The organism is Helicobacter typhlonius, from assembly GCF_001460635.1.
GTDB classification, from domain to species: Bacteria; Campylobacterota; Campylobacteria; order Campylobacterales; family Helicobacteraceae; genus Helicobacter_C; species Helicobacter_C typhlonius.
Window position 1 is genome coordinate 1893495 of the sequence record NZ_LN907858.1, and the last position, 20765, is coordinate 1914259.

A 20765-nucleotide genomic window follows, 5' to 3' on the forward strand; every position below is an offset into this window, starting at 1 on the left:
TGTGTAAGATAGGCATAATTTTGTTTAAAAATATCTTTTTAGCCCACAAACCCTTATATATTACTTTATGTCAGCTACAATTAATCCCTACCGCCAGTCTAATGTAGATTTACAACTCGCAAGATTTAGCCCATAGATGCAATGAGGAGTTAAAGTGCATACAAAAGCACATATAAAGGCATATAAGATTTTTTGCCTTTTTCTTGTCTGTTTATCGCCTCTTTTTGCGTGTGATACACCCATTCATATTCGCTCTAATAGTGATGTGCCTCTCAGTAAAATCATCGAGGAAATCGCCACACAATGCCACCTTAATGTTATTTATTTGCAAGAAAATACCAAAGCAATGCTTGATAGTAAAAAAAGCGCGATTCATATCAATAATAAGCCATTAAAGAGTGTTTTAAATAGCCTTATACTTGGCAATGATTTCTATTATAATTTCGAGCGCGACACGCTTAAAATCGGCTCACTTCTTACAAAAACTTTTGAGATTCACTACATTGCCACCACGCGCGTGGGTTCGAGTAATACCGACATAGTTTTTTCACAAGATAATCAAATGCAAAGTCTCTACAACACGAGCTATAATAGCAACGCTCCGCTTAGTTTTTCAAATTTTGAGCTAGATTCACAGGCGCATAAAATGGCAATAGGCAAGGCAACAACGAGTAATCCAAGCCTTGGCAAGAGTGGCACGAAAATTTATAGCATTGATGAGATTGACTTTTGGGGGGAGCTGCATAATGAAATTGCGGGTATCGCGTATGCTCCCGGTGATATGTATCAGCCTAAAAATACCGAACTAAAGGGCAAGACTAAGGATATTATCATCAACAAAGCCGCGGGGCTACTCACTATCACCGCTACCCCCTTGCAAATGCGCCGCGTAGAGGCTTATATCCGCAATCTTAACGAAAAGATTCAAAAACAAGTGTTGATTGATGTGCATATTTTCAATCTCCAGCATAATGACAATCAAACCTATGGTGTGGATTGGAATGAGTTTTATAAGTTGGGGAATCTTGCCACTCTTGCACCGAGCGCGGATTCTAATAGCAACGCGAGTATAAATAGTGCGGGTTCAAGCTTTGCGATTAATATTTTCTCACAAGGCGTGAGTATTCAACGCATTGTTGAGTTTCTTAAAAGCTATGGCAGAGTGCAATCGGTTTCTAATCCCAAAGTGCTCACACTCAATAATCAACCTGCTATCATTAGCGTGGGGAGTGTGCTTCGATATTCCCAAAACACGACTTATCAAACTACCACGCAAGGCACTTCCATACAAAATAACGCCCAAGCCTACCCCTCTGTGTTTGCTGGAATCCTACTTGATGTAACGCCAAGCATTAAGGGTGATAGTATTATTTTAAAAATCAATCCTTCCATTACCAAAACCAAGGATATGTCTGTTGAAAATCAAACCACTGCGCTTGAAATGCCGCCAAATCTCTCCACGAAGCAGCTCTCTTCGCTCGTGCAGGTGCAAAATGGGGAGCAGATTATATTAGGAGGGCTTATTGATAAGACGCAGGGGCAAATCACGCGCAAATTGCCAATTTTGGGCGATATTCCACTCTTTAAATATCTCTTTAGCTATAAGAAAAATATCAAAGAGACACAAGAAATGGTGATTGTCATTGCTCCGCGCATTGTGGATTTGCAGCCGCCAAGTCTTGAGGAGCAAAAACGTATTGAATCCATTATTGATTTTAGTAAAACATCGCTAGATGAAGTTTTAATACCAGCGCAAAATGCCAATAACGCGCAAGATTCTATACAGGATTCTACCAATGCACCCCAATGAATATTTGAGTGAGAATGTGGATTCTATACAATCCCCCACCGCAATTCATAATAATCAAAAGGCACAACAATGAGCTTCCCCACAATGAGTTTGCAGAATCTCGCATTGAATGAAGCTTGCCTCAATGCACTTACCTATAAATTCATAGAAAAACATCAATGCTTGATTTTTGCAATTAATGAAAATACAAATGAGATTCACATAGCTCTTAGCCCAAATTCAGCACCATTAGGGCTTATCCGCGCTCATATTTTGAATCTTTTCCCAAAGGTGCATTTGCATTTTTTCAATGCTTCATCGCAGGATTTTACGATTCAGGCTCATCGTATTTATCTTTTTCAGCATTTTAATACCCTAAAAATCGCGCTTATCAAGCAGCACACGAACCAAAATCAAAATGTGGATTCTATGAGTGCAGTGGCGTTATTGGATTTTATTCTGCTCACTTGCATTGAGCAAAAGGCAAGTGATGTGCATTTTGAATCTTTTATAAAAAATGGAGAGAGTGGGGCGCGTATAAGGGCACGTATTGACGGATTGTTGCAAGAGATTTTTCATTTTGAAAGCTATGTATTAGAATCTTTGAGTTCGCGCCTTAAGCTTGAATGTGAGCTTGATATTACTCAAACGCGCCAAGCCCAAGATGGGCGATTTAGCAGAATCTTTAATGATGTAGTTTATGATTTTCGCCTCTCGATTTTGCCCTCTTTTGGTGGTGAATCTATTGTGATTAGAATCCTCTGCAAAAATGCAGAAACCATTACTCTGCAAAGTTTGGGCTTTAAGAGCGCGCATTTAGCACTTATTGCAGAGCAAATAAATGCAAATAGTGGCATTGTTTTTCTCACAGGTCCCACAGGCAGCGGTAAATCAACCACGCTTCACGCAATGTTAGAATCCATAAAATCCCCGCAGAAAAAAATTATTACCCTAGAAGATCCTATCGAGTATCACACAGAGCTTACCACGCAGGTGCTTATACACGATAAGTATGATTTTGGCTTTAGCAAAGCTTTAAGGGCATTATTGCGACACGACCCAGATATTTTGATGATTGGTGAGATACGCGACAAGCAAAGTCTAGACATTGCACTAAGGGCTTCCTTAACCGGGCATTTGGTGCTTAGTACTTTGCACGCAAATGATTCTCTAAGCGTGGTAGAGCGACTGCTTGATATGGGCGCACAAAGCTATTTACTCGCTTCAAGTGTGCGCCTTGTGATTTCTCAAAGGCTCGTGCGCACATTATGTGAATCTTGCAAAGTAAGTATTGAATCTCAAGTGGTGTATGATAAACTTTCAACCGCAAACTTGGCGCATTTGTGGGAAGATATAAAAAATGGTAGTTTTTATGCGCCCAGTGGCTGCGTGCATTGTAATATGCAAGGATTCAGTGGGCGCACATTGTGTGCAGAGGTATTGCCTATCTCGCCTATGCTTTGTGATTATATTATCTCGCCACACAATAAGGCACATATACTTACAGCCTTAAAAGAGAGAGGATTCAAAACCTTGCTTGAAGAGAGTATGGAGCTGCTTAAAAATGGACAAAGTAGCTTTGAAGAAATTTATAGGGTTTGTCATATATGAAAAAATTACCACAAAAATACTTAATTAAGGGCATAAAGGATAATCAAAATGTGCAAATAACGCTCCTTTCGACTTCGTATGAGAATGCAAAAGAGCAGAGTTTGAATAAATACAATATTTATCCTATTGAGATTAAAGCCCTAAGTGGCTTTGAGTTTTTGCATTTGCAGATGTTGCGCTTTGATAATAAAATTACTTCGCAAGACATCAGTGCACTTTTTTTGCAAATCTCTATTATGCTAAGCGCGTCTTTACCTATACTCGAAGTGATTGAGGTTTGTGCAAAAAATACCAAAAAACCTCCGCTTAAACGCGTTTTACTTGAGATTGCTTATCGTTTGAATCTTGGGCAAAAACTTTCGGTTAGCTTCAAGGAGCATAGCGATATTTTTGGTGATATGGCGTGGAATCTCATAGTTTTGGGTGAGAAAAGCGGGGAGCTTGGCGAAATCTTTAAAATGCTAAGCAATCACTCCATAAAGGAGCATAAAAACAAAAACAGCATTAAACGCGCCCTTTTTTATCCTTTGCTCGTGCTTATCAGTATCGTGGGTGCGTTTGTGGGGCTCGTGCTGTTTGTGCTACCTGAATTTTTGGTAATGTTTGAGGAGGTGAATGCAAATCTCCCCATCTATACACGTATTCTCATTGCAGTGCAGGATTTTTTTACGCATTTTGGCTTGATTTTTATCGCTCTAGTGCTTATTGCGGGGCTTGTTGTGTATAGATTCTATAAACATTCCCTTGCCTTTAGGCACAAATGCCATAGTATTGCCTTGCGTTTGCCATTTGCGGGGGAGATTATCGAGCTCAATATGTTTTATCAATACACTTTCACACTTTTTTTACAGCTCAAATCCTTCACGCCGCTTGATATAGCCCTGTCCTTGAGTAACAATACCCTATCAAATCTCGCGTTAAAAGCACATTTTGTGCGGGTTTTAGAATCTGTCAAAAATGGTAAAAGCCTCTCCCTTGCGCTTACACAGGAAAATATCATTGATGAGATTTCTCTCGCACTTATCGCCGCTGGGGAGCAGAGTGGCAAGCTCCCCGAAATGCTTGAGGTATGCGCGAAACGATTTGAGCAAATTGCACAAGAAAAAATAGACTTCCTTATCTCGCTTATTGAACCACTCTTAAGCTTGCTTATGGGAGTTTTGCTGCTCTTTTTGGCACTTGGCATTTTTGTGCCTATGTGGGATATGAGCGCAACAGCTATGGGCGGCGTATAGGTGGCAAAAATTTGTAGGTAAAGAGATTTAAGGCAAGGGCGGGATAGAAACTAGCCTAGCCAATTAAGATATGTGTTTGGTGGTTAGAATCTTTATTACATTATTCTACAATCTTACCATTTTGGTCTTCTATGCTCCAACCATTTTCGTGCGGGATTATATTATAAGTCTGTGCGGTTTGCATATCAAAAACATAGCAGGGCGAGCTTTCAAGTTGCGCTCTTTGTGGCGGGATTACCTTTAGTCTATCGCGCACTTCTTGCATATCTTCGCACATCGCGCTAAAGCCACACATCATTAATTTGTAGCGCATACGATTCTCCTATTTTTAAGCTTAGAATGCCCTAAGCATATCCTCAAAACTTTTTTGAAAGGCTACAATTCCCTCATTTAAAAGCCTTTGTGATAACTCTGCTCTATCTATCCCCGTGCGCGCTATCTCTTGCCAGAATCTTGCTCGTGTGCTCGATTCTAGAAGTGATTTTTGCACCTTGTCTGTGCTTGTCTTATACGCCATTATGGCATCAAGTGGTGCAGTATTCACACTATGGGGCAAAATAAGCTTATCAATATAATAGCTTTTAACCAAATCATCGCCTTTTACGCCTGTGGAGGCAAAAAGTGTGCGGATATGGCTTTGATTAGAATTTTCAATTATCTCATAGCAATCCATTGCATTTATAATTCCCATTTGCGCCCTTAGATTCTCACTAAGCATAGCATCTGCCGCCCTATCAAAACGTGAGACAAATACGCTTATCACACCTTGGGGTTTTATAGAGTGAGAATCCGCAAAAGTTTTGCTTCCCTCCTTCATCGCTTGCGCGCATTCCTTTGCTTGAGCGGGTGTGAAAACCAAAGTTGCATTCACGCTTATGCCCCTTCGCATAATCTCGCTCATTACCTCATAGCCGACTTTTGTCGCTGGGACTTTTATCATTACATTTGGCATAGCAATACTTTGTTGCAACCTTATGCCCTCATCTATGCTTTGTTCTGCGTTATCGCATAAAAATGGGTCAATCTCAATGCTTACAAAGCCATTTGCGATATTTTGCTCCCATATAGGCATTAGAATCTCCGCCGCTCTTCTAATGTCCGCTATGGCAAGGTTTTCATAAATGCTTTTCTTGTCTTTGCCCTTTAATGCTTTTATAGAATCTGTATAGGCAGGGGTTTTGAGGCTTTGGGCAAAAATGCTAGGATTGCTTGTCGCTCCATTGATAAGCCTCGCATCAATAAGTGCTTTAAACTCATTTTCTAAAAAATCTCTTTGGATAAAATCACACCATAGGCTAAACGACATAGCCCACCCCCTTATTAAAGTATTTTATTTCTTGCTTTCATAGATAAAAGGCACGCTATTGATACCTATATCCGCCACCTTTTTATTGATTTTCATCGTGTCTTTTACATCGATGTTGAGGTATTTTTGAGGCACTTTGGATTGAGGTTTATAGACTTCTTTAAGCACATCAATTTTTTGCTTATTGTCCTTTACATCAAGCAGACGCTCTCGTATTATACTCGCCTTAACAGCAGAATCTTGCCCCAAAAAGCCTACTACAAGCATATAGACATTAGAATCTGCAAGATGCTTATCGATATTTTGTAGCTCTCTTTGACAAGATGGGCAGTTTGGGTCTGACACGATATAGGTGGATTTTTTCACATTCTTGTTTGGCGAGTTTAGCACGATATATTCGTCTTTTGGAATCTGTTTGAAAAACTTTTCAAGCGCAGCATCGCTCGGTCCAGGGTTATTATCTGCGTCTATTTGTTTTAACACAGAGCCAATTGTCCCTATATCCTCGCTTTTGTTGGCAAAAAACACATTTGACACACCGACAATTATCTTGCCGTCTTTGCTTGCAAAAATAGGCACTTGCATATTCCCCACATCAATCACCACGAGCTTTATATCAGGGCTAGACTGGAGGTTTTGAACTTTTAGAATCTTTACATTCTGCTTCGTGCTGTTTTTAATCGTTTCTTTGAGTGTGTCTTCAAAACTTGCAGCAAAACAAATACTCACACACACAAGACATAAAAGTAGCTTTTTCATATATATCCTTTAGGGTTAAGATAGCCAAATCACGCTATTTAAGCGCAGTTTAGCTTCAATTATCGCTTAGGGATTGTATAATGAATTAATAAATACAAAGGTAGCAGGATATGGAAGAAAAAGAAGCTATGGCGAGTGAGCACACACATAAACGCATTTTTAGCAGCTTAGGAGATAGGCGCACAAGCGAATCTGCCAAATCTATGTGTGGAGATGCAGATAAAGCAAATAAATATGTGGGCTGCGTCAATAACCGCAGGGGCGGAGATAGAATCTCGCATAGAAGCGCGTGTATTATCTCCTCTAAACATTATCCATACACAACAGTAAGATTCTATAATGCCTCTAGCACTCACCATAAGCAATGGCGCAATGAATTTATACTCTCGCTTGGCTCAAATATGCCAAAGAACAAATGCGATAGCATAGCGATTTTAGAGCTACTTTTTATACGTTTTAATGCCAATAAACGCATAGAGATTCTAGCCACCTCGCCCATTTGGCGCAATCCTCCTTTTGGATTTAAGGCACAAAATGACTTTTATAACGCGATTATGATTTGTGGTAGCAATATGGGGCTTGGCGAGGTGTATCGACTTATTTTTTATAGTGAGCGGTATTTTGGGCGAGGGCGCAAAAGGACTTTTAAAAATGCCCCGCGCACACTTGATGTTGATTTGGTTTGTTTTAATTCCCTGCGTGTCAAGCTACCACGCCTACAAATTCCACATAGTGGCTATTTCGCCCGCCCTTCAATAATGTTGCCTTTGAGTTTTATTAAGAGGTTGCAATAAGATTCTAAAATGCACAAGATTAAAGATTGTGCTAAGGCATACATTGACTTCATAGGTTTTAGATTCTAAACCCCAAATATTTTTCCTATTTACCCAAGCTATACAAAAAACATTTATTATTTCGCGCTTTATATCTATTAGGAAATAAGGATAACTATGACTTATAAAAATCTCGGCTTTGTATATGGGCTTATCATTCTTGCCGTGATAAGCGCAGTAGCGATGTTTGTCTCCAGCACACTCACACCATTTCTCTCACCCCTTATAGTCGGTATCTTGCTTGGCGCGGCACTATCACCTTTTTACCCAAAATTAGAATCTGCCTATAATATCCAAAGTGGCATTACTTTTGGGGCAAAAAAGCTCTTGAGGGCTGGGATTATTCTCTATGGCTCATATATCACCTTTGGCGAGATTGCAAAGCTCGGGCTCAATGGTTTTCTCGTCTCTCTCATCGTTATTGTCGTAGTATTTGTGTGTGCGCTCATTATAGGCAAAATGCTAAAGCTTGATAATGAAATCAGTATGTTGGTTGGCATTGGTAGTGCGGTGTGTGGCGCGGCAGCGATACTCGCTTTAGAATCCACCCTCAAAACCCACCCAAGTAAAAGCTCTGTGGCACTAGGATTTATTGTGATTTTTGGCTTATGTGGAATGATACTTTTGCCTATCGTGTATTATAGTGGCTTTTTGCCCTTGAGCGACTATCAATGGGGGATTTTCATCGGCGCAAGTCTGCACGAAGTCGCAAATGTCGTTGGTGCGGCATCTATCTCACCAGAATCCCAAAATGTGGCTATCATCGTCAAAATGACGCGTGTAGTGCTGCTCGTGCCGCTCTTGCTTATCATCTCTTATGTCGTGTTTAAAAACGCACAAAAACAACTTGATTTAAGTAATAGTGCAGAATCTTCAAAGCAAAATGCGCTCTATATTCCTTATTTTGCCTTTGGTTTTCTCATCGTCATAGGGCTTAATTCTTGGATTGACTTTCCGCCTGTGGTCGTAGAATCCACACAATTTGCCTCAAAATTGCTTCTTGTTTTTGCAATGGTAGCTTTGGGATTGCAGATTGATTGGCAGAAGTTTATCTCATTTGGCGCGAAGACATTTGTCCTTGCATTTATTTTGTTTATTATACTTATGCTCGGCACTTACGCCCTTGTTTATTTTATGTTTTAGGAGACGAAATGAAAAATTTAGAATCTGCTTCATTTGATACAGAGATTCAAAATGGTTATGTAATGGTGGATTTTAGTGCCTCTTGGTGTCCGGACTGCCGCTTTATTGAGCCTATGCTTGAAGCACTTGATAAAGAATTCGAGCAGGTGCGCTTCTATAAAGTGGGCTTTGATACAGAGTTAAGCCTCAAGGATAGATTTAATATCCGCAAGATTCCTACACTAATGTTCTTTAAAAATGGTGAGGAAGTGGGTGAGCGACTCATCGAGCCTCGCTCTATTGAATCTATTAGGGATATGCTCAATACATTGATAAAAGCCTAGAATAGTTTTTATGGATTCTAAAATGTATAGAATCTACGCAAATATTTATCACTCATTTTTTGAATCTGTTGTGGCTCAAAATGTATCTATAGCTTCCCCATAATCTCAAAGATTCTTACAAGGGCGCGTTTGCACCATATCGGCAGAATATTATAGAATCTCGCTCCAAAGGCGAGGAAACACGGAAAGGCATAACATTTTTTGCCTTTTCTAATCGCCCTATATATTTTCGCACCCGCCTTTTTCACACTCATTTGCGGTATCGCAGGGTGGAGATGGTCTGTAAGGGGTGTTTTGATAAATCCGGGGCAAATAGTCGTAATGCGCACCTCTTTTTGGGATACGCTTAGACTCTCCGCAAGTGCCTTTACAAACTGCTTTGATGCGCTATAACTTGGTGCATTTGGCAGGGCGAGGAGGGCGGCTATGGAGCTTATAAAGACTAAATGCCCTTTGAAGCCATCAACTTTCTCTTGTTTATTAAAAAATTCTAATGCGTAGAATGTATTATACATCACGCCCATTGCATTTGTGTGGCATATCTCAAAATGCCTCTGTATGTTTTCTTTTTCGCCCATTGCGATACCAGCATTCATAATCAGCACATCAAGTCGAGTGGCAAAAATTGCCTCGCACCACTGCTTAGATGAAACTTCATCGCTCACATCAAAGCTATGAAGGCGCACCTGTGCATTAGGATTGATAGCCTGTATATCTTTTTGTGTCTGCTCCAGCTGTGTGGTGTTTCGCCCCGCGATGTGTAGGAGTGTCGCCTCTTTAGCAAAATGCAGGGCTAATTCTCTGCCTATGCCACTACTCGCCCCTGTGATTGCCACGCAAAAAGATGCAGATTCCATAATTTCTCCTCTATGCGCCTTGTATTGGCATACTCTAACCAAAGTATGTTAATACAAAACATTTGTAGCAATATGCTACAATCCTGCCTTTAATTCGCGTTGATTTTGCATTAAAGGGGCAGTATGATAAACATTGCTATTAATGGCTTTGGGCGCATCGGGAGGAGCGTTGCGCGCGCGGTTTTAACGCGTGAGGACACAAAAGATTTGCGCATTGTTGCTATTAATGATGTGTGTGATTGGGAGATTTTGAGCTATTTGCTTGAGCACGATAGCACACACGGTATTTTGCCAAATGCGCCTACTTTTTTAAATAATGCCTTGCATTTTAGCCATAATGCCTTGCCTCCTATTGCTACGCTCAATTACAAAGATTCACAGAATCTCGACTTTGCCGCGCTTGGCGCGGATATTGTTTTAGAATCTAGCGGCGTATTTTTAGATTCACAATCGCTCACACATCACTGCCAAAAGGGCGTGAAAAAGGTCATTTTATGCGCTTCGCCTCAAGATTCTATGCCTATTTTTGCTAAAGGTGTAAATGAGGCAAACTACAAGGGGGAGCGCATTTTTTCAAATGCCTCTTGCACCGCAAATGCCCTTGCACCGCTTTGCAAGGTGATTGAGCGTGAATTTGGCATTGAGAGCGCGAGTTTTTGTATCACGCATAGTTACACAAACGAGCAGTCTTTGCTTGATAGTGTGTATCCAAATGATAAGAGACGTTCCCGCGCAGCGGCACAAAATATTATTCCCACGCACACAGGAGCGACAGCCACACTCACGCGTTTGCTTCCTGCGCTGCAAGGCAAAGTTGGCGGACATAGTGTGCGTGTGCCCGTATCTAATGTGCTTTTACTCGATATAACACTTATATTTTCCTCACACACGGATATAGATACATTGAATGCGTGTATTATCAATGCAAGTAAGGGGGAGATGAAGGATATTATCGGTATAGATTCTAAAAGTGGCGTGAGTAGCGATTTTGTGGGTAATCCTCATAGTGTCGTCTTTGCACCGGATTTAAGTTATATTGTCAATGGCAATATGGCGCGCATTATGGCGTGGTGTGATAATGAATGGGGCTATGCAAATCGTGTGCTTGATATGGTAAAAATATGCGCTAATGCGTGAAAACGAAGAGATGTATGAAACGAATATAGATAATCTTGGCAAAATCAACAAGGAGCGTCTAAAAAAGCTTAAAATTAATTCTTTGTTGCAGTTTGTCATCACTCACACGCCAAAATCCTACATCAATACTACGCTTTCTACCGCTCTAACTGCCGGGCAAGTCGGCGTGTTTAGAGTATATATTGATAGCGCGCAAATGCTGGGTTTTGGCAAAAATGCACGTTTTGTTGTGAATGCCACGATGTGCGATTTTGATACATTGCTACAAATAACTATCTTTCACGTGCAGAGCTTTCAAAAAAAGATTTTTGTGCCCCACGCGCATATATATATTATGGGAAAGATCGAGCTGTATGGACATCGTTACACGATGTCTCACCCAAAGGTTATAAAAAATATCAATACCATTTCGTTGCAGTTTAAGACTACCGCACTTACTGCAAAATCTATGCAGGGGCTCATCGATGAATTTGTGAGTATGGAGAATTTGCTCCAAAGCGGACTGCCAAAGGAAAGGGCGCAAAGAATCTATGAGATTTTCCACCCAGATAATGCGTTTTGTGCTGCCTTTAGGGCACAAAACACTTTTCCAAAAGAATATATGGAGGCATTAAAATTTAGCGAAATTTATCATTATTTGCGCACACTTTCGCGCAAGAAGCGATACTTTCCCTCCCTGTATCAATGCAAAAATGACATTGCGCCCTTTATCCAGTCTCTCCCCTTTGCTCTCACAAAAGGACAACAACACGCCATAGCTGATATACAGGAGGATTTAGGTAAGACAATCGCGGCGCGGCGGCTCATTATGGGTGATGTGGGCTGTGGCAAAACGCTTGTAATCCTCTGTGCCGTGATGATGTGCTATCCGCACAAAAGCATTCTTATGGCGCCAACAACCATACTTGCTACGCAAATTTATGAGGAGGCGCGGCGATTATTGCCAGATTCTGTGCGCTGCCACCTCATCACTGCAAAAAGTAAAGCAATAAGTAATGAGGTGCAGGAAGCGCATTTTATCATTGGCACACAAGCTTTGCTCTATCGCGAGTTTGAGCTAGAGGATTTGGCACTTGTGATGAGTGATGAACAGCATAGATTTGGCACAAATCAGCGACATTATTTAGAAAAAATGGCAAATAAAGAGAATATACCAAATCTTTTTGAATCTAGTATTTCTGCTAAATCTAATGTCCCCAAAGAAACAAATGATAAGAAAGCAAAAGATAAAGATTTTCATATGGAGCTACCAGATTCAAAAAAGGCGAGGGCGCATTCACTGCAGTTTTCTGCCACGCCCATACCGCGCACTTTGGCAATGATTAACGCTCAGCTTGTTGATTTGAGCGTTATTAGGGATTTGCCATTTAAAAAAGACATTAGCACATGCATTGTCGATAAGAGTTGTTTTAAGGCGATGTTTGCACATTTGCAAGATGAGGTAGCAAAGGGACATCAGGCAATTATCGTCTATCCGCTCGTGGAGGAGAGCGAGCATTTGGATTATCTCTCATTAAATGAGGGGCAGGGCTTTTGGCAAAAGCATTTTGAAAATGTCTATTGCACCTTTGGCAAAGATAAAAATAAAACACAGGTGATGAGCGATTTTGCTGCTAATGGTTCTTTGCTTCTTGCCACCACGCTTATTGAGGTGGGTATCTCTCTGCCTCGAGTTTCGACAATCGTCATTGTCGCGCCAGAGCGATTAGGATTAGCAACCCTACATCAGCTACGAGGGCGCGTAAGTCGCAATGGTTTAAAGGGATATTGTTATCTCTACACGCACCAGCCACAAATTGAACGTTTAAAAGCTTTTTGCGAGACTTTAAGCGGTTTTGACATCGCCGAGCTTGACTTGAAATATCGTAACAGCGGGGATTTGCTAAGCGGAGAGCGACAAAGCGGAGATGAATTTATCTATATTGATATAGGCAATGATGAATCCATAATTGCGGAGGCAAAGACTCTCATTAATTGGCAGGATAACACCCCACAGGATTTATAGCAAGATTCATTGCTTGGCAAAATCTATTATTGCGTGTAAGCTTATGAATCTCTACACTGATGTGTGGCTTTTGTGAATCTCCCTCAAATGCCACCATAAGAAGATGCTGCTACTGCCAAGCAAAATAATGCCATTCACATCAAGCATAAAGGGTATGTCGCCCATACGCACAAGGGGCTGGGTCATAAAGGGCGAACAAAATTGTCCCATAAACATACTTGCCGATAAGAATCCCGCCGCTTTTGCGCGCTCACCCTCTCCTGCCATAGACAAAAGCCACGATGTGTTATTTACAAGGATAATGCCAAGCCCCGAACCCACGAGCAATAGGGCAAAAATAAGCATTTCATACCTCTGCATAAAACCAATCAGCAAAAAGCCCACACCAATGGCACATAGAGCCATAGAATGAAGCAAGAAAATGCTGAATCTACCTCGCAATTTCGCATAAAAGAGTGAAAGCACCGCCGTGCAAACAGAGCTAATGGCAAGGCTAATACCGACAAGATTCCCATTCTTGCCAAGATTGTGCGTAATAAAGTGTGGAATCTGCGTAGGTACGACATAAAACATACTCATCGCATAGAATGCAAAGGCGTAAATGGGCAAGAATCGAAAGAAGTTGAAATTCGTTTTAGCCTGTGCGGCGCTAGGTTTAGGGATATTCCTTTGTGGCTCAAAAAGCATAATGAGTGCGAGGGCAAAAATCACAAAGCCAGAGGTATAAACCAAAAATGGATAACGCCAATCTATATCGCTTAGCGCACCCCCTAGCACAAGGAAAACAGCCCCTCCTCCTGCCATAAAGAATCCTTGTAGTCCTAGTGCCCTCTCTCGCTTCGCGCCCTGATAATAATCTCCTATCAACACGCTTATCGCTGTCATTACAAAGGCGGTTGCGATACCAAAAATTGCGCGTGAAAATAGAATCAAGTAAATACTACTCTCCAAAAAAAATCCACTTGCCCCACTCACGCTCCACAAAAAGATAGCAGGATATAGAAATTTTGTGCGCCCATATCGCTCGATTAAAAATCCGCTAATTGGCGCAAAAATCATAATAAACAAAGCTGGGAGTGTGAGAATCAAGCGAGAAAGTATATCAATATGCGCCACATCGGCGAAATGCTCCTCAAAATGCGGGATTGAAGGCGCGATGATAGTTCCTCCTAACACGGTCATCGAGGCTGCAGAGAAAAGCGCGATTTGAAAGAGTAAAGAATCTGTGCGCTTAGATTCTATATTTTTAGCCGAATTTATAGAATCTGTTTTGTGTGAGGGGTTTTGTGGATTTGCTGGAGATGTATGACCCGTATTTTCTTTTGGCATTATGCCTCCTTCTTATCTCAGCTTGATTGAGTTTTCCTCTGTCTGCTTAATTTTACTTTTTATATCCTCTATGATGTTTTTTATAGAGCTATCTTTTGCCATTTCTGCTTCTATGCTTTTGAGTGCCTTACTCACGGAACTATGGTCTTTCATACCCAACTCTTGTGCAATCATCGGCATTGAATTGATAGTGAGATTTCGCGCAAGATAAATCACTACGCGCCTTGCAAAGGCGACTTTGCGGCTACGCTCTTTAGAGGTAATCTCGCTTGGCTTAATGTTAATCTCTTTGCTTACTACCCTGATGATATTTTGCAGTGTAATACCCTCCAACCTTTCGTTTTGATAGTTTTTTAACACATTTTCGGCAACTTTGCGCGCGAGGCTTTCAGGCGAGAGATTGAGATTAAGATTAATTGTAGAGAGAATCCCCTCAATCTGTCTAATATTGCCGTGGATATTCGAGGCGATATAGTGAATCACCTCTTTATCAAGGCTAATGCGGTTAATTGCGCATTTAGATTCAATAATAGAAATCTTTGTTTCAAGTTCGGGGTTTGTAATCTCTGCCATTATCCCACCTTCAAAGCGCGAACGCAGCCTATCTGCCAAGCCCTTAATCTCCTTAGGTGGCTTATCGCTTGTCATCACAATTTGTTTTTGTGCGCTATAGAGGGCATTAAAGGTGTTTAGAATCTCCTCTTGCACGCCGTCTTTCCCACCCAAAAATTGCACATCATCAATAAGCAAATAATCACAATTACGATATTTATCGCGGAAGCTATCCATAGTTCCGCGTCTAATCTTTTCGGTGTATTCATTTAAAAAATTTTCTGCTGTGATGTAGATTACATTTTTATTTTTTTCCTTAACATAGTTACCTATGGAATTTAACAGATGCGTCTTGCCAAGCCCAGAATGCCCATAGAGCGTAACCGGATTGTATCGCGTGGCTTGTTGTTCGGCTACGATTTTAGCTATCGTGTGGGCATGTTCGTTTGACTTGCCAACGACAAAAACTTCAAAAGTATAATAAGGATTCAAAGAAAGGGCATTTGTCTGAAAATGTGTAGTATTTTTATTGACTTCTAAACTTTTCACATTATCATTATACTTCTTTATTTTGATGTGAATTTCTGGGCGCACACCATTGGCGTTTTCCTCACAAAATGCCTCCGCAATAGAATCCACATAGTTATCCATAACCCAGTGCGCCACAAAAATATTTGGCACATAAAATACCTCTGAATCTACCCTAGAAGCGTTTTCGTCATATTCCATAAGCATTATGTAGTTCTCATATTCTTGTGGTGATATTTTATTCTTAAGCCTTGATAATACATTATCTATATGCAATGTGAAACCTTATGTGTGAAATGATATTGTGAATTTATGATGTGAATAAAATGTGAAAAGTTGCTCGATTTTGTGCCAATCTAGCCTTGCGAAATAAAATGATAATATTAGTGCAAAAAACTTTTAATTTGGATTAAAATGTGTGCGATTTTTGCAGATTTTATGTAAAATTCACCCCTCTGCCAATATCTTCCATTTGAGCTTATAGCGCAAGGTTTTTACCTCTCACGCTATAAAGAGACAAACCACATTTTCTATGTGTTAAAGGCATTCTAGGATTATATCACCCATTTGCTCACAGCCCACGCGTTGCATTCCCTCGCTCATCATATCGCCAGTGCGATAGCCCTTATCAAGTGCCTTTTGCACTGCGCTTTGTATCGCCTCACTCTCTTTTGTAAGACCAAAGGATAGCTCACACATCATCGCCGCAGAAAGGATTGTGCCAATCGGGTTTGCTAAATCTTGCCCTGCAATATCAGGCGCACTGCCGTGGATTGGCTCATACATTCCTAAAGTCCCGTTTGAAAGCGAAGCAGAGGGGATAACACCAATCGTGCCGGTGATAATACTCGCCTCATCGCTCAAAATATCGCCAAACATATTTTCGGTAAGAATCACATCAAATTGACTAGGGGCGCGGCAAATCTGCATAGCGGCATTATCCACATACATATGGTTAAGATTCACTTCTTTATATTCAAGCGCGACTTTTTCCACCACTTCACGCCACAAACGCGAGGAGCTAAGGACATTTGCTTTATCCACAGAGATAAGCTGCTTTTTACGATTTTTTGCGATATTAAAGGCTACGCGCGCGATAGATTCTATTTGTGAGGTGCTATAAGTCATACCATCTGTGGCGACTTTTTCACCATTTATTGTTTCAATTTTATGCTCACCAAAATACGCCCCGCCGATAAGCTCACGCACGATGATAAAATCAATGCCTTTTTTTAGAATCTCGCCTTTGAGCGGACTAGCTTCGCTTAGTTGGGGCAAAAGTGTCGCTGGGCGGATATTTGCAAAAAGTCCTAATTCTTTGCGTAATGTGAGAAGTGCCTTTTCGGGGCGATTGTGGCTTGGCTCATTATCCCATTTAGGACCGCCCACCGCACCCAAAAGCACGCTATCGCTTTGCTTACAAATCTTTAAAGATTCTGCTGGAAGACACTCGCCACACGCATCAATCGCGCTTCCACCGGCTAAAACTTCTTGAAATATAAACTGATGATTGTATTTTTGCGCCACCGCTTTTAGAATCTTCACAGCTTGAGTGATGACTTCCTTGCCGATACCATCACCATAAATCACCGCGATATTTTTTGTCATTTTCACTCCTTTATTGAAACATATTTTTGCACGAGATTTTGTATTCCAAATCCAAGCTTTAAGATTCTCATTTTAAGCTTTCTTTCTCTCACTGATATAATTTAAATATCCATTTGCATTAATGATTTCTTGGATAAATGGTGGAAAAGGTGTTGTTTGGAATCTTGTATTATCTGCAAGTTTTAGAATCTCACCTTTATCAAAATCAACAAGTATTTCATCATTAGCATTTAAAGCATTGACAATCTCTTCAGATTCAATAATAGCAAGTCCAATATTAATGGCATTGCGATAAAAAATGCGCGCAAAAGATTTAGCAATAATGCAAGAAATACCACTTGCTTTAATCGCAATAGGCGCGTGTTCTCTACTGCTCCCACAGCCAAAATTCCAACCACCAACCATAATATCCCCCGCTTTTACTTTTTTGACAAAATCTTTATCAATATCCTCCATACAATGACTAGCAAGTTCTTTGTGGTCTGCTGTGTTAAGATACCTTGCTGGGATAATCACATCTGTATCTACATTATCACCATATTTATGGATAAAACCTTGTGCTTTCATCGCTTGTCCTTTTTGTAATTTGAATGTATCACATTATAAAACATTGCATTTAATGGGCGTAGAATAGGTGCTAAATCTCTTGCTAACTCGCCAAAGATTTTAGAGAATCTTCGCCTTTGCGCTGATATGAATAAGCTCTATGCCATAGACATTCAAATGCTTTCGCTCCGTATCCACAGAATGTTGCACAAATGCCGCCTTATCAGGCATATACTTTTGACACAGCAGAGCCATAGCTCTATTTTGCTCCTCATAATTGAGAATCTGCCTTATGCGCCCATAGGCGATTACACTCTCATACTCGGTAGTAAAAACGTGGCTGCCAAGCTTTTTTGGCTCATCACGCGCGATTTGCTGCAGCTCCTCCTCGCTAAATAAATTTGGCACTTCAACATCGCCGACAAATACCGCACATATAAGCGTATTATCTTTAAAAAAAGCGATTTTGCGCCCCGCCTTTGCTGTATGGATAAAGAGCGTATTCTCCGCATACACAAACGACACAGGAATACTAAAAATCTCATAAGATTCCTTTTGTCCGCTTTGCTCCACCTTTTTGGGTAGCTCAAAGTCGCTCACACACGCAGGAGCGGAGCTTAGCACACAATAACGCGCTTTGTGCATAATCTCTTTTGCCTTGTTTTCATCAAGTATTCTATCTTTTCGTCTCATATCGCTCCCTTGCAAGTTTTTGCAAAACAGAGGGCACACCATTTGCGAGTAAAAATTCAATAACTTCTATTACTTTTTGGGGTTTAGCGCGACTCATTGTGGCAAACATCGTAACATTCAAACCATCATTTGCTTTGTCCTTAATATTTGCTCCATTTGATAAAAGAAATTTAATCATATCAAGATTTGCGCTATCTGCAGCTATCATAAGCGGTGTTGTGTTTGCTATACCACCCATATTGATAATTTCCTTAAAATCTCGTGCGCGGGAAAGAATGTGGAGCATTTTCATATCATTTTTTTTCTACCGCAGAATGCAAGGCACTTGCAAAGCTCCCTGTCCTGCCATAATAGAGACTTGCACCAGAATCTACCAAGCTTTACGCGATTTTATATGAGTTAAACTTGACTGCCCACTCAAGCATACTCAAGCCCTGCTCACAAGGCTTATCGCGGATTTCCACATCTATATCAAAATATGTATAAAAATGCTCTTTGCTCCCTAGCGTTATACCTTTTAGCTTTTTTGACAATTTTTAAAGCCTTTTTCTCTATGGGCGAAAGAGGATATTGCTCCCACTTATCATTTTGTTTATTGCACACAAATTTTTGTGCGAAAGTCTCACTACAAAGTGCAAAAATCATTAAAAGAAAAATTTTTTGCAAGCTGTGCCCTATCGTGCGAGTTTTTAGAATCTTTAATGTTATGCACCATTCATTATTTGTGTTGCTTGTTCTTACGCAATATCCTCTGGTGCGCTTAGAATCCCACGCACAGCACTTGCTGCTGCCACTTCGGGTGAAGAGAGATACACTTCGCTTGTGATATGTCCCATTCTCCCTACAAAATTGCGGTTTGTTGTGGCTACGCATTTTTCATTAGCAGCTAAGATTCCCATATGTCCGCCAAGACAAGGTCCGCAAGTAGGTGTGGAAACCACCGCCCCCGCTTTGATGAAAGTCTCCAAATACCCGCGATTGATACATTCTAAATAAATGTTTTGCGTAGCGGGGATAATAATGCAACGCGTGTTTTTGGCGATTTTTTTATCTTTTAGAATCTTCGCAGCCACCGCCATATCGCTTAATCGCCCATTTGTGCAAGAGCCAATGACAACTTGGTCAATTTTTATTTCACCCCAATTATCCTTTTCTTTTGTGTTTTCAGGCAAATGCGGGAATGCCACGGTGTGATTAATTGAATCTAAATCAATATCAAAGACTTGCTCATATTCTGCATCATCATCAGCTTTGTAGATTCTAAACTCACGGCTTGTGCGTCCTTTGGCATATTCAATCGTGATGTCATCAACTTCAAAGATTCCATTTTTCGCCCCCGCTTCAATCGCCATATTCGCAATGCAAAGCCTATCATCAATAGTGAGGCTCTTTAAGCCTTCACCACTAAATTCCATACTTTTATACAGCGCACCATCAACGCCGATTTTGCCAATGATATGTAAAATCACATCTTTGCCACTCACATAAGGGCGCAACTTGCCTTTGAGGTTAAACTTCATCGCCTTTGGCACTTTAAACCACGCTTCGCCGGTTGCCATTCCTACCGCCATATCTGTGCTTCCCACACCTGTGCTAAACGCCCCAAGCGCACCATAGGTGCAAGTGTGAGAATCCGCACCGATAATCAAATCGCCAATAGTTACAATGCCTTGCTCGGGCAAAAGCGCGTGTTCCACGCCCATATTCCCCACATCATAGTAATGTTTAATATCAAAGTCATTGGCAAAGCAGCGGCATTGTGCGCTTTGTGTAGCGGCTTTGATGTCTTTGTTTGGGGCGAAATGGTCCATTACCAAAGAGATTTTACTTTTATCAAAGACTTTTTGAAATTTCGCTGCTTTAAAGGCATTAATCGCCACAGGCGTGGTGATATCGTTTCCTAGCACCATATCAAGCTTTGCCATAATCAAATCATTTGCTTTGACTTTTTCTAATCCCGCCCTATCTGCGAGAATCTTTTGACTCATTGTCATTCCCATAGTCGCTCCTTTTATGAAATTATTGTAATTGTTTGAGATATTCTTGCACAGGGAGATTATCGGGCTTTGCTTTAAAGATAGCGTATGATTCTAAAACATCACAAAACGAATAGCTAAATGCTTGTTTAATCGGTGAAAGCAGTGTTTCTAGGCTGTATCCGTGGTGTCCGTCATAGCTTTTTGCCTCACCACCCGCGGTAGTGATGATACTAAATTTTTTGCCCTCTAAAAGCTTTGGATTGGCAGAATAGTGAATCTTGCTTAAAACTAAATCCTGCCATTCTTTCATTAGCGCGGGTGTGCTAAACCAAAAGAGCGGAAATTGAAAAATGATTTTCTCACTCTCCTGTAATAGCTTGATTTCAGAATCTACATCAATCTTGCCGTCTTTGTAGATTTCATTGAGATTATGAATGCGGACATTTGGCAACGCCTTTGCTGCTTCTAATAAAGCCCTATTGACTTTAGAATCCGCCCAAAATGTGTGTGAAAAAATAAGAAGTGTTTGCAT

At 40.7% G+C, this 20765-nt stretch carries 21 protein-coding genes; 8 read left to right on the forward strand and 13 right to left on the reverse strand.

Annotated elements, in window-relative coordinates:
• Positions 1–154 precede the first annotated feature (154 nt).
• From mshL to BN2458_RS09425, 3 genes are all read left to right on the forward strand, one after another.
• Positions 155–1810 (forward strand): pilus (MSHA type) biogenesis protein MshL, encoded by a 1656-nt coding sequence (mshL, locus tag BN2458_RS09415; RefSeq protein WP_082628723.1) that lies wholly within the window; start codon positions 155–157, stop codon positions 1808–1810.
• A 69-nt stretch (positions 1811–1879) separates the two neighbouring features.
• The gene (locus BN2458_RS09420) at positions 1880–3400 is read left to right on the forward strand and encodes a GspE/PulE family protein (RefSeq protein WP_034342950.1); all 1521 of its coding nucleotides are present in this window, start codon (positions 1880–1882) and stop codon (positions 3398–3400) included.
• The gene (locus BN2458_RS09425) at positions 3397–4635 is read left to right on the forward strand and encodes a type II secretion system F family protein (RefSeq protein ID WP_034326338.1); all 1239 of its coding nucleotides are present in this window, start codon (positions 3397–3399) and stop codon (positions 4633–4635) included. Before BN2458_RS09420 ends, BN2458_RS09425 begins: the two co-directional genes overlap by 4 nt.
• Positions 4636–4735: 100 nt before the next feature.
• Here the strand turns inward: BN2458_RS09425 and BN2458_RS09430 are convergent, their stop codons facing one another.
• The 3 genes from BN2458_RS09430 to BN2458_RS09440 are packed head-to-tail and all read right to left on the reverse strand — an operon-like array spanning position 4736 to position 6700.
• Positions 4736–4948 (reverse strand): hypothetical protein, encoded by a 213-nt coding sequence (locus BN2458_RS09430; RefSeq protein ID WP_034326341.1) that lies wholly within the window; start codon positions 4946–4948, stop codon positions 4736–4738.
• A 21-nt stretch (positions 4949–4969) separates the two neighbouring features.
• Complete coding sequence (locus BN2458_RS09435; RefSeq protein ID WP_034326344.1) at positions 4970–5941, reverse strand: transaldolase; 972 nt, start codon at positions 5939–5941, stop codon at positions 4970–4972.
• A 24-nt stretch (positions 5942–5965) separates the two neighbouring features.
• Positions 5966–6700 (reverse strand): protein disulfide-isomerase, encoded by a 735-nt coding sequence (locus tag BN2458_RS09440; RefSeq protein WP_034326346.1) that lies wholly within the window; start codon positions 6698–6700, stop codon positions 5966–5968.
• A gap of 110 nt (positions 6701–6810) precedes the next feature.
• Here BN2458_RS09440 and folK point away from each other — a divergent pair, with 110 nt between their 5' ends.
• From folK to BN2458_RS09455, 3 genes are all read left to right on the forward strand, one after another.
• Positions 6811–7494, forward strand: a complete 684-nt coding sequence (folK, locus tag BN2458_RS09445) for a 2-amino-4-hydroxy-6-hydroxymethyldihydropteridine diphosphokinase (protein WP_231944791.1) — start codon at positions 6811–6813, stop codon at positions 7492–7494.
• A 156-nt stretch (positions 7495–7650) separates the two neighbouring features.
• Positions 7651–8676, forward strand: coding sequence for a YeiH family protein (locus BN2458_RS09450; RefSeq protein ID WP_034326347.1), 1026 nt, complete (start codon positions 7651–7653; stop codon positions 8674–8676).
• Positions 8677–8684: 8 nt separating this feature from the next.
• Positions 8685–8999, forward strand: a complete 315-nt coding sequence (locus tag BN2458_RS09455; protein WP_034326349.1) for a thioredoxin family protein — start codon at positions 8685–8687, stop codon at positions 8997–8999.
• Between the two features lie 86 nt (positions 9000–9085).
• Here BN2458_RS09455 and BN2458_RS09460 read toward each other — a convergent pair whose 3' ends face one another.
• The gene (locus tag BN2458_RS09460; RefSeq protein ID WP_034326352.1) at positions 9086–9856 is read right to left on the reverse strand and encodes an SDR family NAD(P)-dependent oxidoreductase; all 771 of its coding nucleotides are present in this window, start codon (positions 9854–9856) and stop codon (positions 9086–9088) included.
• A 123-nt stretch (positions 9857–9979) separates the two neighbouring features.
• Between BN2458_RS09460 and BN2458_RS09465 the strand changes: the two genes are divergently transcribed.
• The gene (locus tag BN2458_RS09465; protein WP_034326354.1) at positions 9980–10993 is read left to right on the forward strand and encodes a type I glyceraldehyde-3-phosphate dehydrogenase; all 1014 of its coding nucleotides are present in this window, start codon (positions 9980–9982) and stop codon (positions 10991–10993) included.
• Positions 10986–12998, forward strand: coding sequence for an ATP-dependent DNA helicase RecG (locus BN2458_RS09470; protein WP_231944792.1), 2013 nt, complete (start codon positions 10986–10988; stop codon positions 12996–12998). The genes BN2458_RS09465 and BN2458_RS09470 overlap by 8 nt, the downstream gene beginning before the upstream one ends.
• Before the next feature lie 51 nt (positions 12999–13049).
• On the opposite strand, the gene BN2458_RS09475 is transcribed toward BN2458_RS09470, so the two are convergent.
• The 9 genes from BN2458_RS09475 to BN2458_RS09510 all read right to left on the reverse strand — a co-directional run bounded on the left by BN2458_RS09475 (position 13050) and on the right by BN2458_RS09510 (position 20765).
• A complete protein-coding gene (locus BN2458_RS09475) occupies positions 13050–14327 on the reverse strand; it encodes an MFS transporter (RefSeq protein ID WP_138109519.1) in 1278 nt (425 codons plus the stop codon).
• Between the two features lie 12 nt (positions 14328–14339).
• The gene (gene dnaA / locus BN2458_RS09480) at positions 14340–15683 is read right to left on the reverse strand and encodes a chromosomal replication initiator protein DnaA (RefSeq protein WP_034326356.1); all 1344 of its coding nucleotides are present in this window, start codon (positions 15681–15683) and stop codon (positions 14340–14342) included.
• Positions 15684–15944: 261 nt separating this feature from the next.
• A complete protein-coding gene (gene leuB, locus BN2458_RS09485; RefSeq protein WP_034326358.1) occupies positions 15945–17015 on the reverse strand; it encodes a 3-isopropylmalate dehydrogenase in 1071 nt (356 codons plus the stop codon).
• Positions 17016–17087: 72 nt separating this feature from the next.
• Entirely contained in the window at positions 17088–17582 is a 495-nt protein-coding gene (leuD, locus tag BN2458_RS09490; protein WP_034326360.1) for a 3-isopropylmalate dehydratase small subunit, read from the reverse strand.
• A gap of 99 nt (positions 17583–17681) precedes the next feature.
• Complete coding sequence (locus BN2458_RS09495; RefSeq protein WP_034326362.1) at positions 17682–18254, reverse strand: pyridoxamine 5'-phosphate oxidase family protein; 573 nt, start codon at positions 18252–18254, stop codon at positions 17682–17684.
• The gene (locus tag BN2458_RS09500) at positions 18238–18540 is read right to left on the reverse strand and encodes an ankyrin repeat domain-containing protein (protein ID WP_034326364.1); all 303 of its coding nucleotides are present in this window, start codon (positions 18538–18540) and stop codon (positions 18238–18240) included. Before BN2458_RS09500 ends, BN2458_RS09495 begins: the two co-directional genes overlap by 17 nt.
• A gap of 94 nt (positions 18541–18634) precedes the next feature.
• Positions 18635–18787, reverse strand: a complete 153-nt coding sequence (locus BN2458_RS10050; protein ID WP_156407293.1) for a hypothetical protein — start codon at positions 18785–18787, stop codon at positions 18635–18637.
• 204 nt (positions 18788–18991) lie between these two features.
• Positions 18992–20254 (reverse strand): 3-isopropylmalate dehydratase large subunit, encoded by a 1263-nt coding sequence (gene leuC / locus BN2458_RS09505; protein WP_081951452.1) that lies wholly within the window; start codon positions 20252–20254, stop codon positions 18992–18994.
• A 19-nt stretch (positions 20255–20273) separates the two neighbouring features.
• Positions 20274–20765, reverse strand: a complete 492-nt coding sequence (locus BN2458_RS09510; RefSeq protein ID WP_034326366.1) for an NAD(P)H-dependent oxidoreductase — start codon at positions 20763–20765, stop codon at positions 20274–20276.